The organism is Glycomyces artemisiae (assembly GCF_003002955.1).
GTDB classification, from domain to species: Bacteria; Actinomycetota; Actinomycetes; order Mycobacteriales; family Micromonosporaceae; genus Glycomyces; species Glycomyces artemisiae.
Genome location: NZ_PVTJ01000002.1, coordinates 783,891 through 797,320, shown reverse-complemented (window position 1 = coordinate 797,320; position 13,430 = coordinate 783,891). Strand labels below are relative to the sequence as shown.

Genomic DNA, 13,430 nt, shown 5'->3' with positions numbered 1-13,430 from the left:
CATCCCCCCGTCGGTCAGAAACTCGAAATGCGCCGCCTGGCGGCGGTGCGGTCAGTCCAGTGTCGCACTGAATTCGCGCAGCCAGGCGTTGAAGCCGGGCAAGTCGTCCCGTCGGCTGGCGAGCTCGACGAGGGTCTGGAGGTACTCGACGGGCTGGCCGGTGTCGTAGCGGCGGCCGCGGAGGATGACGGCGTGGACGGGGGTTCCGTTGGCGCGCATGGCGTCCATGGCGTCGGTGAGTTGGATTTCGCCGCCGCTGCCGGGCTCGGTGCGGTCGAGTTCGGCGAAGATCGCGCCGGGCAGGACGTAGCGTCCGATGAGGATGAGATTCGACGGCGCGTCCTCGCGGGCGGGCTTCTCGACCATTCCGGTGACTTCGACGATGTCGGGCGTGTCGGTGGTGCGGACCGAGGCGACGCCGTACCGGGAGACCTCGGACTCGGGGACTTCGAGGAGCGCGAGGACGATGCCGCCGGTGTCGGACTGGAGGTCGATCATGCGCGGGAGGAGCTTGTCGTCGACGTCGTAGAACTCGTCGCCGAGGAGGACCGCGAACGGCTCGTCGCCGACGTGGGCGGCGGCGCGGCCGACGGCGTGGCCGAGGCCCTTGGCGCGGCCCTGGCGGATGGCGTGGACCTCGGCGATCCGCTCGGGGGCCTTGACGGCGTCGATGAGGTCGTGCTTGCCCTTGGCGGCGAGGGCCTCTTCGAGGTCGGGGCGCACGTCGAAGTAGTCGGTGATGGCGTCCTTGCCGCGGGCGGTGACCATGGCGATGTCGTCGAGGCCGGCGGCGGCGGCCTCCTCCACGATGTACTGGAGGACCGGCGTGTCGACGATCGGCAGCAGCTCCTTGGGAACCGCCTTCGTCACCGGCAGGAAGCGGGTGGCGTTGCCCGCCACGGGAATGACGGCTTTCGTGGCGCGGGGCGCAGATTCTGGCATATGGCGAGGGTATCGCGGGCACGCTCCGTCAGGTTCCGGCCACCCTGGAGAACAGCGGGTGAACGGTCCTCATACCGCCGCCACGCGCCACGTATCCCTTCCGGCGGCTTTCGCGGCGTAGAGGGCCTCGTCGGCTGCCGCGAGGACCTCGCCGGCGGTGTCGGCGTGCTCGCCGAGGACGGCGACGCCGATGGAGACGGTGACGCGCAGTTCGCGTCCGCCGGAGGCGTCGTTGACCTTGAAGGGGCGGGCGGCGACGGAGCGGCCGAGGCGCTCGGCGACCGCGGTCGCGCCCGCCGCGTCGGTCTCGGGGAGCAGGACCATGAACTCCTCGCCGCCGTGGCGGAACGCGAGGTCAACTTCGCGGATCTGGCCGGTGATGCGGCGCGCGAGCTCGGTGAGGACCTGGTCGCCGACGGGGTGCCCGTACGTGTCGTTGACGGTCTTGAACCGGTCGAGGTCGATCGCCAGGAGCGCGGAGGGCCGGTGGTAGCGGCGCGAGCGCTCCGCTTCGCGGCGCAGCGAGGTCTGCATGAACCGGTAGTTCCACAGGCCCGTGAGCGGGTCCGTGAGGCTGAGGCGCTGGGCCTGGCGGTGCAGGAGCACGTTCTCGACGGCGACGGAGGCCTGCCCGGCGAAGGTGCGGAGCGTGTCGACGTCGCCGGGCTCGAAGTCGTCCCCGGCGATCCGGTTGTAGAGGACGAGGACGCCGAGGACTCCGGACTCGGTGCGCGGGGCGCCCGGGTCGTCGGACTCGGCGGGGGCGCGGCCCTCGAAGGGGACGGCGACGATCGAGCGCGCGTCGGGTTCGGTGTCGGCGCGGCGGCGGCCCTCGAAGCGGCCGTCGGTGATGCGCCCGTGCGCGGGCGCGCCGGAGGCCGCGATGGACCCGATGATGCCTTCGCCGAGGCGGATCGTCGCGGGCTGGTCGATGCCGAGGTCCCCTTCGCCCGCGCGCTGGCGCAACTGGTCGGCGTCGTCGACGTCCACGAGCATGACGACCCCGGCCTCGGCGCCCGCGGTGACCATCGCGGTGTCGAGGATGACCTCCAGGATGCGGTCGAGGTCGAGGGTCGCGGTGAGGGTCTGGCCGAGGCGGCCGAGCTGGCCGCGCATCTGGTCGCGGGAGGCGGTCAGGGCGTTCACGTACGCCTGGGTCTGCGCGGTCATGCGGTTGAACGCGAGCGCGAGGTGGGCGACCTCGTCGCGGCCGTGGACGGGCACGCGCACGTCGAGGTCGCCTTCGGAGACGCGCTCGGCGGCGTCGGCGAGCTCGTGGAGGGGCCGGGTCGTGGAGCGGGCGAGCCATGCGGCCAGGCCCACTGCGCACAGGCCGGAGGCGGCGACCATCGCGGCGAGGGTCCAGTACATGGGGGTGACGCTCGTGGCGACCGTGCCGATGCTGAGCGGCAGGAACAGGTCGGTGTCGTCCCAGCGGCCCGCGTCGACGCCGCCGACGCGCATCGGGTCGGCGCGGCCGTCGAGGAGGACCAGCTCGGCGTCGGCGACGCGCGCGATGCGGGAGAGGAACTCCTGGTCGACGATGCGGAAGGCGCTGAAGACCGCGGTGGTGCCGTCGGCGTTCTGGACTTCCGCCTGGGCGCCGAGGGCCACGATCGGGCCGGTCCCGGCGTAGGCGGCGGCCTCGCCGCAGTCGACCCAGGCGCCGTCGGGGGCGGGCGCGCCGATGTCGGGGCCCGCGGTGGAGCCGGCGTCCTGGAGGCCGGTGAAGACGACGCCGTCGACCACTTTGCGGTCGACCACGAGCTGGGCCATTTCCATCGCGTCGTCGTTGCCGCCGCTACTGTGGCTGAGGGCCACGACCGCGGCCGAGGCCTGGATGCGCTCGCAGATCGTGCCGAGGGTGGAGTCGACCGACGTCACCGCCGAGGAGGCCAGGGCCTCGCCGCGGGAGTCCGCCAGGTGGGACATGACGGCAGCGACGAAGACGGCCCCCACCAGGACCGGCCCGAGCACGACGACGAGGAACGCCGTGGTGAGCCGTGAGCGCAGCGACACCGAAGCCCCCTCAAGTTCACTCCCTTAGAAGACTACCTAGAGCTACCGACCGGACACGACAAGGCATCCGGTTTATCGTCACTCTGGCTGAATGGACGAGTGTGATCGCCTGTTCGGGGGAATCCTTCCAGGTGACATATGACGACGGAGGGAAACGCATGCAAGAGAGCAAGCAGAACGCGCGCCGCGCGCTCCTGGCCGCGCGCACGGCGATGCCGGGCGCGGTCCGCGCCGCCGCCGATGTCGCGACGTGGAAGGCGTTGCGGGACTTCCTCATCGAGGCGGTCGACGAGGGCGCGACGGTCGCCGCGTACCGGCCGTTCGGCGCCGAGCCGGGCTGCACGCTCGAACCCGAACTGCCCGAACGGCTCGCGGTGGCCTACCGCGTGATGCTGCCGGTGCTGCTGCCGGACAAGGACCTCGACTGGGCCGTGGTCGGCGGCGAGGGGACGCCGCAGGAGCCCGGGCGCATCGAGGACGCCGCGGCCGTCATCGTCCCCGGCGTCGCCGTCTCACTGGACGGGACGCGGCTCGGCCGCGGCGGCGGCTCGTACGACCGGGCCCTGGCGAAGGTCGGCCCCGACGTGCCGGTGGTGGCGCTGCTGCGCGACGGCGAGTTCGGGCCGCAGGTCCCCGCCGAGCCGCACGACCGGCCCGTCACGGGCGTGGTGACGCCCGCGAGGGGATTCGTGTCACTGCGGTAGTGGCTGGCGCCTCACGGGCGAGAGGGATGGAATTAGCAGTCTCCTGCGTTGACTGCTAATGTCGATCGGGTCCCGTGTGAAGTCCCTGGAGGTTGGACGTGCCTGTCTACGAATACCGCTGCAAGGAGTGCGGTTACGAGTTCGACAAACACCAGTCGTTCTCCGAAGCGCGGCTGACGGACTGTCCGAGCTGCGAGGCCAAGGGCGCGCTGCGCAAGGTCTTCGGGAACGTCGGCGTCACCTTCAAGGGCAGCGGTTTCTACCGGACCGACTCGCGGTCCACGGACTCCTCGTCGCTCGGCTCGAACGGGTCGAAGAACGGCGCGAAGAAGAGCGAGTCGAAGTCCGAGGGGACGGCCAAGAAGGCCGAGTCGAAGCCCGCGAAGAAGTCGGACTCCGCCAAAGCCGCGTAGGCCCCACAGTCTTCAGCCGGTTCCTGCTTCGCGGGGACCGGCTTCTTCGTGCCCGAAGTGAGTCGTTTTCACGTATGCCGGTGGTAGCATATGAACATGGCTAAAAAGCGCACCATGGTCTACGCGGACGAGGAAGACCTCGCGATCATCAAGGAGGCCGCGAAGCGGCACGGCGTGTCCGAAGCGGAGATCATCCGCAACGCGATCCACCGAGCGGCGATGTCGAGCCGAATCTGGGAGGAGCCGTTCTTCACCAGGACGTCCAAGCGGCTGGTGGAGCGCGACGAAACACCTCGCGAAGCCAAGAAAGTGGTCTGGGACGAGCAGTACGAGAAGTACCGGCAGATGCGGGACGAGCGTTGATCGTCGTCGTAGCGGACACCTCCGGTCTGATCGCGGCGCGAAGCGCCGACGACCCGGAGGGCCCTGGGGCGCGGGAAGCGCTCCGCCAAGCGGGCCATCTGGTGATCTCGCCGCTGCTGCTCTCGGAATTCGACCACCTCGCCACTCGCGAGTTCGGTCGGCCCGAAGCGATGCACGCGATCGACGACCTCCGGGCCCGCCTGGACGACCGGCGCGCCGAGATGCCGATCATCACCTCGCGGATGCTGGGACTCGCTCATGACATCCGGCGGCAGTACCGCGACCTCGACCTCGATCTGACCGATGCGGTCAACGTCGTCATCGCGGCCGAATACGAGACCGACGCCATCCTGACACTCGACCGCCGGGACTTCCGGGCCATCCGGCCGCTGGCGCAGTTCAAGGCGTTCCGGCTGCTCCCCGACGACCTATAGCGTTCAGAGCGCGAGCGCCACGGCGGTCGTGAGGACCAGCTGGGCCAGCGCGATCGGCACGAGGCCCTTCCAGCAGAGGGCCTGGATCTGGTCGACGCGCAGGCGGGGCCAGGCGACGCGGAGCCAGATGACGACGGCGGCGAGCGCGCCGGTCTTCAGGAGCGTCCAGAGCCAGCCGAGGGAGTCGGGGCCGGGGCCCTTCCAGCCGCCGAGGAACAGCACCGCGGTGAGCGCGGAGATGACGACGATGCCGACGTACTCGGCGAGGAGCAGCAGCGCGAAGCGGAGCCCGGCGTACTCGGTGAGGTAGCCGAAGACGAGTTCGGAGTCGGCGACGGGCGCGTCGAACGGGGGGCGGCGGATCTCGGCGAGGCCGGCGGTGAAGAACACGAGCGCCGCGGGGGCCTGCCACAGGAGCCACCAGGGGTTCCAGGCGTCGACGATCGCGGGGAGGCTGAGGGTCCCGGCGGCGACGGCGACCGAGGCGGCGGCGAGGACCAGCGGGAGCTCGTAGGCCATGAGCTGCGCGGCGCCGCGGAGCGCGCCCACGAGCGTGTACTTGTTCGCGGAGGACCACCCGGCCATGAGGACCGCGAGGACGCCGACGCCGACGAGCGCCACGACCACGAAGAGCCCCATGTCGAGCGAGGAGCCGACGAGGTCGCCGGGGCCGAGCGGGATGAACAGGATGACCAGGAGGTAGGGCAGGAGGGCGACGGCGGGCGCGAGCTTGAAGACGGGCTTGTCGGCGGCGTCGGGGACGAGGTCCTCCTTCTGCGCGAACTTGACGCCGTCGGCGATGAGCTGGGCCCAGCCGTGGAAGCGCCCGGCGTGCATGGGCCCGAGGCGGCCCTGCATGTGCGCCATGAGCTTGTGCTCGGTCTGGCCGACCACGAGCGGCAGGACGAGGAACGCGGCGAGGACCGCGACGACTTTCACCGCGATCTCAAGCGCCATCTTGGATCCAGTCGTCGGGGACGCCGGGGGGCTTCTTCAGGGCGCGCTTGCGAGCCGTCCCGTGGCCTTCGCCGGGTTCCTTCGCGCCGGGCCAGGGCTTGACGACGCGGGCGGCGAGCACGAAGTCCTTGCGGAGCGGGTGGCCCTCGAACTCGGGGGCGAGGAGCAGCGGGGCCGGGTTGGGGTGGCCGGGGAAGTCGAGGCCGAACATCTCGCGGGTCTCGCGCTCGTGCCAGTCCGCGCCGGGGTAGAGGTCGGTGACCGTGGGCGCGGACGGTTCGGTGAGGAGCGCGCGGAGGAGGACGCCGCGCTTCTCGGCGATGGACCAGAGGTGGGCGACGAGGCGGAAGCCTTCGGGGCCTTCATCGACGGCCGAGAGCCAGTCGAAGAAGTCGCAGCCGAGGACGTCGCGGCAGATGCGGACCGACTCGTGCCAGTCGCCGGGGGCGACGTCGGCGACGGCGCGGGCCCCGTCAGCGCTGGTCTCGGCGACGCCGAGGGCCTCGCGCACGCGGTCGTCCCAGGTCATTCGGGCCTCCGCAGCAGCGGGCGGAGGCTGGGCTTGCGGAGGGGCGCGGCGCCGATCTGCTTCTGGAGCTCGCCGATGCCGTGCAGGAGCGCTTCGGGGCGGGGCGGGCAGCCGGGGATGTAGACGTCGACCGGGATGATCTGGTCGACGCCCTTGGTGACGCAGTAGGAGTCCCAGTAGGGGCCGCCGGAGTTCGAGCACGCGCCGAAGGAGATGACGTACTTCGGTTCGGGCATCTGGTCGTAGAGGCGCTTGATCGCCGGGGCCATCTTGTCGGTGACGGTGCCGGAGACGACCATGAGGTCCGCTTGGCGCGGCGAGTGCGCGAAGGGGATCACGCCGAGGCGCATGAAGTCGTGGCGGCTCATCGACGCGGCGATGAACTCGATCGCGCAGCACGCGAGGCCGAAGTTGAAGACCCACAGGGAATAGCGGCGGCCCCAGTTGAGGACGAACCGGATCGGCTCGCCGACGATCCCGGCGCCGTCGCCCGGTTTCGAAGGGAACGGGAGCTTCACCGCCACCGCAGGACCCCCTTCCGCCAGGCGTAGGCGAGGCCGAGGGCGAGGACGCCGACGAACACGCCCATCTCGACGGCCGCCGCGGCCCCGAAGGCGCGGAAGACCGCGGCCCACGGGAACAGGAACACGGCCTCGACCGCGAAGAGCACGAACAGGAACGCGTACACGTAGTACCGGATCTGGACCTGCGCCCAGTCCTTCCCGACCGGGTCCACGCCGCACTCGTACGTGGAGCCCTTGGCCTTGGACGGGGCGCTCGGGCGCAGGACCGCGTTCGCCGCCATCGCCGCGGCCACGAACGCGAAGCCGGCCAGCAGCAGGACGCCGAAGACGGCGTAGTCGCCCAGGCGCGAGGTGTCCATAGCCACACCCTAATGCCGCGAAGGGGTCCGGCGATACCCATGCGGGGCGGGTTTGGAGGAGGAACAGCGCTGGGCGATGGCGCGGACGGAGCGCGGCCTCCGCGGATATCCGATGTGCACGCCGCAACCGAGCGGCACTCACACACGTGTTGAAGCTGTACACCCGCGAAAGCAAGAAGAAGCTGACACTTCGGAAGGGGGTCACGGCCCGTGACCGCTGCCGGCGCACCGACGATCCGCCCCGCACTCGACGTCGGCACCCTCGACGCCGAGTTCGCTGAGGTCGTCGGCGGACTCGCGCACAGCGTCCGCCGGGGACCCCGCGGAACCGCCGCCGACAGTATTGTCGACATGGCGACCCCCCCTCGTGTCTCCGAGCGCGCCAAAGCGACAATGGTTGCCGCCGGGCACGAGCATCAGGGCCCGTTGAATGCCCTAGTTTCCCCAACCTGCGCAGGAGCGGATGTGCGAACGGAGGCGGAGTTCACCGACCTCTACGAGAGCCACTTCTCGGAGCTCGCCGCACAGGTGTGCGCTTATCTCGGGGACGCCACCGAGGCGCAGGACCTCGTCCAGGAGGCGTTCCTGCGGGCGTGGCAGCGCTGGGACAAGGTCGGCGGGTACGAGGAGCCGGTCGCGTGGGTGCGCCGCGTCGCGTGGAACCTCGCCACCAGCCGCCACCGCCGCAACCAGGTGGCGCGCAAGTTCCTCCAGAAGTCGCAGGCCCCCGAGCCCGCGCCCGCCGCGAGCCCCGACCACGTCGCGCTCGTCGCCGCGCTCAAGCAGGTCCCGGCCAAGCGCCGCCAGGCCCTCGTCATGCACTACATGGCCGACATGACGATCAGCGCGATCGCCGCGGAGACCGGCGCCCGCGAAGGCACCGTCAAGTCCTGGCTCCACCGCGGCCGCAAGGAGCTCGCCGCGCTCCTCGCCGACCGCAGCGACGACACCGCCGCCATCCGGACCACTGCCCTCAAGTCCGGGGCCGACAACGGGACCGACCCCGACACCATGCCGATCCGCATCCGCCGCGGCGCCCGGGTGCCCCGCCCCGCCGCCCGCCGATCTTCCGTGAAGGAGGACCGCTCATGAGTTCCGATTTCGATCGCGACCACGAGACGGTCGCGGCGGCGTTCCGGAGCCTCAAGGCGGAGTCCGCCGCGCAGTTCCCGCCCCCGCCGGTCGACGAGCTCATCATGCGCGGCCCCGCCGCCCTGCGGCGCAGGCGCCTCGTGTCGCTCGCCGCGGTCGTCGGCGCGTGCACCGCGGTCACCGCGGGCGGCTTCGCCGTCGCGCAGACCCTCGGGCCGCTCAAGGACGAACCGGACACCACCGGGTCCGCGAACGGGCCCGTCTCGAACACCGAGTCCGACGAGGACCCCTCGGCGTCCCCGGGCGGGCCCGCCAGCGGCGGCGTCGACGACGGCGAGGCGACCACGTTCGCGCCGTCCCCGCCCGCCGACGACATCGAGGCGCTCCTGATCCAGGGGCCCTTCACCGGCGACTGGGCCGAGGAGTGCGGGCCGGGCCTCCAGGACGCGGACTTCGAGTCCTGGGAGATCACCGGGGACGCCGGCTGGAGCATCGCGTTCGCCGCCGAAGGGGACGTGGACCTCGACGGCGAGAAGGACACGCTCCTCGCGCTCACGTGCGGCGAGCAGACCGGCGTCGCCGCGTTCGCCGCCGCCGAGGACGAGGAGGGCGCTCCGGTGCTCGCGTCCTTCGGATGGGTCTGGCAGCCCGACGGCGAGCACCAGCCGGAATCGGTCGCCGTCGCCGAGAACGGCGTCGTCACCGTCACCGGCGTGGACGCCGAGGACGCGCCGCTGACCGTGTCGTTCGCGTGGGACCCCGAGGAGCTGGTGTTCGCGCCCGTCGACGACGGCGACAGCGACGAGCCGACCGAGGACGCCGGCTCGACCTCCTCGACCCCGACCGAGACGCCCACGAGCGACGCCGCGACGTCCGGGACGACGGGCGCGAGCGGGTCCTGAAAGGCCCTTCCGCGAGGCCCCTTCGCGACCCCCGGCGTGTCGCCTGCGCCCAGCATCCGGGACGGCGTCCGTCGATGGGATCTCCGCCGCGGACAGCCGAAACGAGAGGTCCAGGTCACTGAAACGGGCCACGGTTCCCATACAGTGAGAGGTATCGCACCGAGTGGTGTCGCCTACATCGCGCCCGCCGCGCTGGGTTGGCACCGCCGCCGCGCGCCCGCGTAGCATCGCAAGTAAGACATGGCGGGGAACCGCCGTTGCAGCGGCGGAGCCCGTCTCCGCCGGGACCGAAGCCGCAGCCCCTGCGCGCCCCAGCAAGAGGAGAACTAGGTGAACACCGTCCGGCAGCTCGACCGGGTCGTCATCCGCTTCGCTGGGGACTCCGGCGACGGCATGCAGCTCACCGGCGACCGCTTCACCGCGGAGACCGCCAAGCTCGGCAACGACCTGTCGACCCTCCCGAACTACCCCGCCGAGATCCGGGCGCCCGCCGGGACCCTCCCGGGCGTGTCGAGCTTCCAGATCCACTTCGCGGACACCGACATCCTCACCCCGGGCGACCAGCCCGAGGTGCTCATCGCGATGAACCCGGCCGCGCTCAAGGCGAACCTGCGGGACCTCAAGCCCGGCGGCACCATCGTCGTCAACACCGACGAGTTCACCAAGCGGAACCTCACCAAGGTCGGCTACGACGAGAACCCGCTCGAAGACGGGTCCCTCGACGACTACCAGGTGTACCCGGTGGCCCTCGCGACCCTCACGATCGGCGCGCTCGCCGAGCACGAGGTGTCGAAGAAGGACGCCGAGCGGTCCAAGAACATGTTCGCGCTGGGCCTGGTGTCGTGGATGTACTCGCGGCCCACCGAGGCCACCGAGGAGTTCCTCCGCGGCAAGTTCAAGGCCAAGCCCGTGATCGCCGAGGCGAACATCGCGGCCCTCAAGGCCGGGTGGAACTACGGCGAGACCGCCGAGGCGTTCGCCGTCAGGTTCGAGATCCCGCCGGCGAAGCTCGCCGCCGGGACCTACCGGAACATCACCGGGAACACCGCGCTCGCGTGGGGCATCACCGCCTCCGGCGTCGCGTCGGGCCTGCCGGTGTTCCTCGGCGCGTACCCGATCACGCCCGCCAGCGACATCCTCCACGAGCTGTCGAAGCACAAGCGGTTCGGCGTGACCACCGTGCAGGCCGAGGACGAGATCGCCGCGGTCGGCGCGGCCCTGGGCGCGTCCTACGGCGGGGCGCTCGGCGTCACCACGTCCTCGGGCCCCGGCATCGCGCTCAAGTCCGAGACGATCTCGCTCGCGGTGTCCCTGGAGCTGCCGCTCGTCGTCGTCGACGTGCAGCGCGCCGGGCCCTCGACGGGCATGCCGACCAAGACCGAGCAGGCCGACCTCGTGATGGCCATGTTCGGCCGCCACGGCGAGGCCCCCATCGCGGTCCTCGCGCCGCAGTCCCCGTCGGACTGCTTCGACATCATGCTGGAGGCGGCGCGGATCGCGCTGACCTACCGGACGCCCGTCATGGTCCTCTCGGACGGGTACATCGCCAACGGCGCCGAGCCGTGGAAGCTGCCGGAGCTCGCGGACCTGCCCGACCTGTCGGTGGAGTTCGCGACCGAGCCGAACGCCGTGGACGCCAAGGGCGAGGAGATCTTCCTTCCGTTCCAGCGCGACCCCGAGACGCTCGCGCGGCCGTGGGCCGTGCCCGGCACGCCCGGCCTCCAGCACCGCATCGGCGGCATCGAGAAGGCCGACGGCACCGGCGACATCTCGTACGACCCGATCAACCACGACCACATGGTGCGCACCCGCGCCGCGAAGATCGCGGGCGTCGAGGTCCCGGACCTGGAAGTGGACGACCCCACGGGCGACGCGAACGTGCTCGTCCTCGGATGGGGCTCCACGTGGGGCCCGATCGGGGCGGCCGTGCGGTCCCTGCGCGAGAAGGGCGTCTCCATCGCCCGCGCGCACCTGCGCTACCTGAACCCGATGCCGCGCAACACGGCCCGCGTGCTCGAACAGTACGACAAGGTCGTCGTCCCGGAGATGAACCTCGGGCAGCTCGCGCTGCTGCTGCGCGGCAACTTCCCCGGAACCGACGTGGTCGGCTACAACAAGGTGCGCGGCCTGCCGTTCACCTCCAACGAACTGACGGACGCCCTGGAGGAGGTCATCAAGAATGGCTGACGCGGTGAAGCTGGACGCCCCCAAGCTGAAGGCCAAGGACTTCAAGTCGAGCCAGGAGGTGCGCTGGTGCCCCGGGTGCGGCGACTACGCCATCCTGGCCGCGGTCCAGTCGTTCCTGCCCGAGCTGGGCCTGGAGCGCGAGAACATCGCGTTCGTGTCCGGCATCGGGTGCTCCTCGCGGTTCCCGTACTACCTGAACACGTACGGCGTCCACTCGATCCACGGCCGCGCCCCGGCCATCGCCACGGGCCTGGCGGTCTCCCGCCCGGACCTGTCGGTGTGGGTCGTCACCGGCGACGGCGACGCGCTGTCGATCGGCGGCAACCACCTCATCCACGCGCTGCGCCGCAACGTGAACCTGAAGATCCTGCTGTTCAACAACCGGATCTACGGACTCACCAAGGGCCAGTACTCCCCCACGTCGGAGCCGGGCAAGCTCACGAAGTCGAGCCCGATGGGCTCGGTCGACGCGCCGTTCAACCCGCTGTCGCTGGCGCTGGGCTCCGAGGCGACGTTCGTGGCCCGGACCCTGGACTCGGACCGGGCGCACCTGCACGAGGTGCTGCGCGCCGCCGCCGAGCACGAGGGGTCGGCGTTCGTGGAGATCTACCAGAACTGCCCGATCTTCAACGACAACGCGTTCGAGATCCTGAAGAACCCGGAGACCCGCGACGAGGCGATCATCCGCCTCAAGGACGGCGAGCCGATCTGCTTCGGCGACAAGGTCGTCGTGCAATCCGGGTACGGACTCCAGGTGAAGGACGCGGCCGAGGTCGACGAGTCCGAGGTCGTGGTGCACAAGGCCGACGTGGAGGACCCGGCGTACGCGTTCGCGCTGTCGCGCCTGTCCGGCATCGCGCTCGACCACACCCCGATCGGCGTGTTCCGCTCCGTCAAGCGGCCCACGTACGACAAGGGCGTGCGCACGCAGGTCGACGAGGCCGCGGCCGGCGTCGACCGCAAGGAGGCCCTGGACCGGCTGCTGCACGGCGGGGACACCTGGACCGTGCTGTAAGGCGTACATGGGAACGGCCGGGCCTGCGGGCCCGGCCGTTTCGCGTTCCCAGGGGTCGTCAGACGAGGGGCTGGAGTTCGGCGGCGGCCTCGCGCAGGCGCGCGGACATGGGCGTCCAGGACTCGCTGATGTCGCTGAGCGGCATGGCGACCGCGAAGACCACGCGCTCGGAGGGGCTGCCGTCGCGGCGGACCACGACCCCGGCGCAGGCGACGTCGGCCTTGAACTGGCCGAGTTCGGCGTAGACGCCGGACTCGTCGCCGACGGCGAGGTCGTGCTCGAAGGCGTCGGGTTCGACGAGGGTGCGGCCGGTGAAGCGGCGCATGCCCGCGGCGCGCAGGAAGCGGGCGCGGTCGTCGGGGCGCAAAGTCGCGAGGAGGGCCTTGCCGAGGGCGGTGGCGTGGGCGCCGTCGTCGAAGCCGACGATGAGGTCCTCCACGTGGGGGCTGCGGTTGCCCTCGATGACCTCGGTGACCGCCGGGCGGTCCTCCACGAAGCGGGCCACGAACGTCGAGTAGCCGGTCTCCGCGGAGACCTTCCGCATGTAGTCGCCGCAGGTCTTCGGGCCCGCGATGGCGCGCGTCAGCTCGGAGTAGCGGTCGGAGACCTCCAGGCCGAGCGAGTAGCGGCCCTCGCCGTCGCGGCGCAGGTAGCCCTCGTAGACGAGGGTCCGCAGGAGGTTGTAGGCGGTGGCGCGGTTGAGGCCGCACTCGAAGGCGATGCGCGGGGCCGAGACGCCGTCGGCGTGGCGGCCCACCAGCTCCATGATGCGCAGTGCGCGCTGGACGCTCTGGATCAATTTGGTCGGTTCCTGGCGCGCGGCCAGGCCGGGGTCGGTTCCTCGCGCTTCCTGCGAAGAAATCCCTGGTCGCTGCCGGTCCACCATACCGTCGCTCCAATTGCACACCGTGATCCGGAGGCCGTGGCGCCGCGGGGCGCCCACCGGATCGGCCGTGATCTAACTATATAAACAACAGCCGGTTGCGTCTC

At 71.1% G+C, this 13,430-nt stretch carries 15 protein-coding genes; 8 read left to right on the top strand and 7 right to left on the bottom strand.

What is annotated here, in order from left to right; genetic code table 11:
* Positions 1-51: 51 nt before the first annotated feature.
* Both B0I28_RS08275 and B0I28_RS08270 read right to left on the bottom strand, forming a co-directional pair.
* Positions 52-942, bottom strand: coding sequence for a UTP--glucose-1-phosphate uridylyltransferase (locus B0I28_RS08275; protein ID WP_106363294.1), 891 nt, complete (start codon positions 940-942; stop codon positions 52-54).
* A gap of 69 nt (positions 943-1,011) precedes the next feature.
* Positions 1,012-2,961, bottom strand: coding sequence for a diguanylate cyclase (locus B0I28_RS08270; protein WP_106363293.1), 1,950 nt, complete (start codon positions 2,959-2,961; stop codon positions 1,012-1,014).
* 158 nt (positions 2,962-3,119) lie between these two features.
* Here B0I28_RS08270 and B0I28_RS08265 point away from each other — a divergent pair, with 158 nt between their 5' ends.
* The 4 genes from B0I28_RS08265 (at position 3,120) to B0I28_RS08250 (ending at position 4,875) form a co-directional block, all read left to right on the top strand.
* A complete protein-coding gene (locus B0I28_RS08265) occupies positions 3,120-3,665 on the top strand; it encodes a 5-formyltetrahydrofolate cyclo-ligase (RefSeq protein ID WP_106363292.1) in 546 nt (181 codons plus the stop codon).
* 98 nt (positions 3,666-3,763) lie between these two features.
* Positions 3,764-4,078, top strand: coding sequence for an FmdB family zinc ribbon protein (locus tag B0I28_RS08260; protein WP_106363291.1), 315 nt, complete (start codon positions 3,764-3,766; stop codon positions 4,076-4,078).
* A 96-nt stretch (positions 4,079-4,174) separates the two neighbouring features.
* Positions 4,175-4,441, top strand: coding sequence for a ribbon-helix-helix domain-containing protein (locus tag B0I28_RS08255; RefSeq protein ID WP_106363290.1), 267 nt, complete (start codon positions 4,175-4,177; stop codon positions 4,439-4,441).
* On the top strand, positions 4,438-4,875 hold the full coding sequence (locus tag B0I28_RS08250; RefSeq protein ID WP_106363289.1) for a PIN domain-containing protein: 438 nt from the start codon (positions 4,438-4,440) through the stop codon (positions 4,873-4,875). The genes B0I28_RS08255 and B0I28_RS08250 overlap by 4 nt, the downstream gene beginning before the upstream one ends.
* A 3-nt stretch (positions 4,876-4,878) precedes the next feature.
* Here the strand turns inward: B0I28_RS08250 and B0I28_RS08245 are convergent, their stop codons facing one another.
* Genes B0I28_RS08245 through B0I28_RS08230 form a run of 4 tightly spaced genes read right to left on the bottom strand, consistent with a single transcriptional unit; the run spans position 4,879 to position 7,244 of the window.
* Positions 4,879-5,832: a complex I subunit 1/NuoH family protein gene (locus B0I28_RS08245; protein WP_106363288.1), complete on the bottom strand. Its 954-nt coding sequence runs from the start codon at positions 5,830-5,832 to the stop codon at positions 4,879-4,881.
* Positions 5,822-6,361 (bottom strand): NADH-quinone oxidoreductase subunit C, encoded by a 540-nt coding sequence (locus B0I28_RS08240; RefSeq protein ID WP_106363287.1) that lies wholly within the window; start codon positions 6,359-6,361, stop codon positions 5,822-5,824. The genes B0I28_RS08245 and B0I28_RS08240 overlap by 11 nt, the downstream gene beginning before the upstream one ends.
* A complete protein-coding gene (locus B0I28_RS08235; RefSeq protein WP_106363446.1) occupies positions 6,358-6,837 on the bottom strand; it encodes an NADH-quinone oxidoreductase subunit B in 480 nt (159 codons plus the stop codon). The genes B0I28_RS08240 and B0I28_RS08235 overlap by 4 nt, the downstream gene beginning before the upstream one ends.
* Positions 6,838-6,875: 38 nt before the next feature.
* On the bottom strand, positions 6,876-7,244 hold the full coding sequence (locus B0I28_RS08230; RefSeq protein ID WP_106363286.1) for an NADH-quinone oxidoreductase subunit A: 369 nt from the start codon (positions 7,242-7,244) through the stop codon (positions 6,876-6,878).
* A gap of 465 nt (positions 7,245-7,709) precedes the next feature.
* Between B0I28_RS08230 and B0I28_RS08225 the strand changes: the two genes are divergently transcribed.
* The 4 genes from B0I28_RS08225 to B0I28_RS08210 all read left to right on the top strand — a co-directional run bounded on the left by B0I28_RS08225 (position 7,710) and on the right by B0I28_RS08210 (position 12,440).
* Complete coding sequence (locus tag B0I28_RS08225) at positions 7,710-8,336, top strand: RNA polymerase sigma factor (protein ID WP_219926621.1); 627 nt, start codon at positions 7,710-7,712, stop codon at positions 8,334-8,336.
* Entirely contained in the window at positions 8,333-9,238 is a 906-nt protein-coding gene (locus B0I28_RS08220) for a hypothetical protein (protein WP_106363285.1), read from the top strand. The genes B0I28_RS08225 and B0I28_RS08220 overlap by 4 nt, the downstream gene beginning before the upstream one ends.
* A gap of 330 nt (positions 9,239-9,568) precedes the next feature.
* Positions 9,569-11,425, top strand: a complete 1,857-nt coding sequence (locus B0I28_RS08215; protein WP_106363284.1) for a 2-oxoacid:acceptor oxidoreductase subunit alpha — start codon at positions 9,569-9,571, stop codon at positions 11,423-11,425.
* Positions 11,418-12,440: a 2-oxoacid:ferredoxin oxidoreductase subunit beta gene (locus B0I28_RS08210; RefSeq protein WP_106363283.1), complete on the top strand. Its 1,023-nt coding sequence runs from the start codon at positions 11,418-11,420 to the stop codon at positions 12,438-12,440. Before B0I28_RS08215 ends, B0I28_RS08210 begins: the two co-directional genes overlap by 8 nt.
* 58 nt (positions 12,441-12,498) lie before the next feature.
* On the opposite strand, the gene B0I28_RS08205 is transcribed toward B0I28_RS08210, so the two are convergent.
* On the bottom strand, positions 12,499-13,239 hold the full coding sequence (locus B0I28_RS08205; protein ID WP_245888917.1) for an IclR family transcriptional regulator: 741 nt from the start codon (positions 13,237-13,239) through the stop codon (positions 12,499-12,501).
* Positions 13,240-13,430: the final 191 nt, after the last annotated feature.

Excerpts from the sequence above, each read along its gene's own strand:
- B0I28_RS08275 (WP_106363294.1), bottom strand. The coding sequence starts at position 942 with ATGCCAGAATCTGCGCCCCGCGCCACGAAAGCCGTCATTCCCGTGGCG.
- B0I28_RS08265 (WP_106363292.1), top strand. The coding sequence starts at position 3,120 with ATGCAAGAGAGCAAGCAGAACGCGCGCCGCGCGCTCCTGGCCGCGCGC.
- B0I28_RS08255 (WP_106363290.1), top strand. The coding sequence starts at position 4,175 with ATGGCTAAAAAGCGCACCATGGTCTACGCGGACGAGGAAGACCTCGCG.
- B0I28_RS08245 (WP_106363288.1), bottom strand. The coding sequence starts at position 5,832 with ATGGCGCTTGAGATCGCGGTGAAAGTCGTCGCGGTCCTCGCCGCGTTC.
- B0I28_RS08240 (WP_106363287.1), bottom strand. The coding sequence starts at position 6,361 with ATGACCTGGGACGACCGCGTGCGCGAGGCCCTCGGCGTCGCCGAGACC.
- B0I28_RS08230 (WP_106363286.1), bottom strand. The coding sequence starts at position 7,244 with ATGGACACCTCGCGCCTGGGCGACTACGCCGTCTTCGGCGTCCTGCTG.
- B0I28_RS08220 (WP_106363285.1), top strand. The coding sequence starts at position 8,333 with ATGAGTTCCGATTTCGATCGCGACCACGAGACGGTCGCGGCGGCGTTC.
- B0I28_RS08210 (WP_106363283.1), top strand. The coding sequence starts at position 11,418 with ATGGCTGACGCGGTGAAGCTGGACGCCCCCAAGCTGAAGGCCAAGGAC.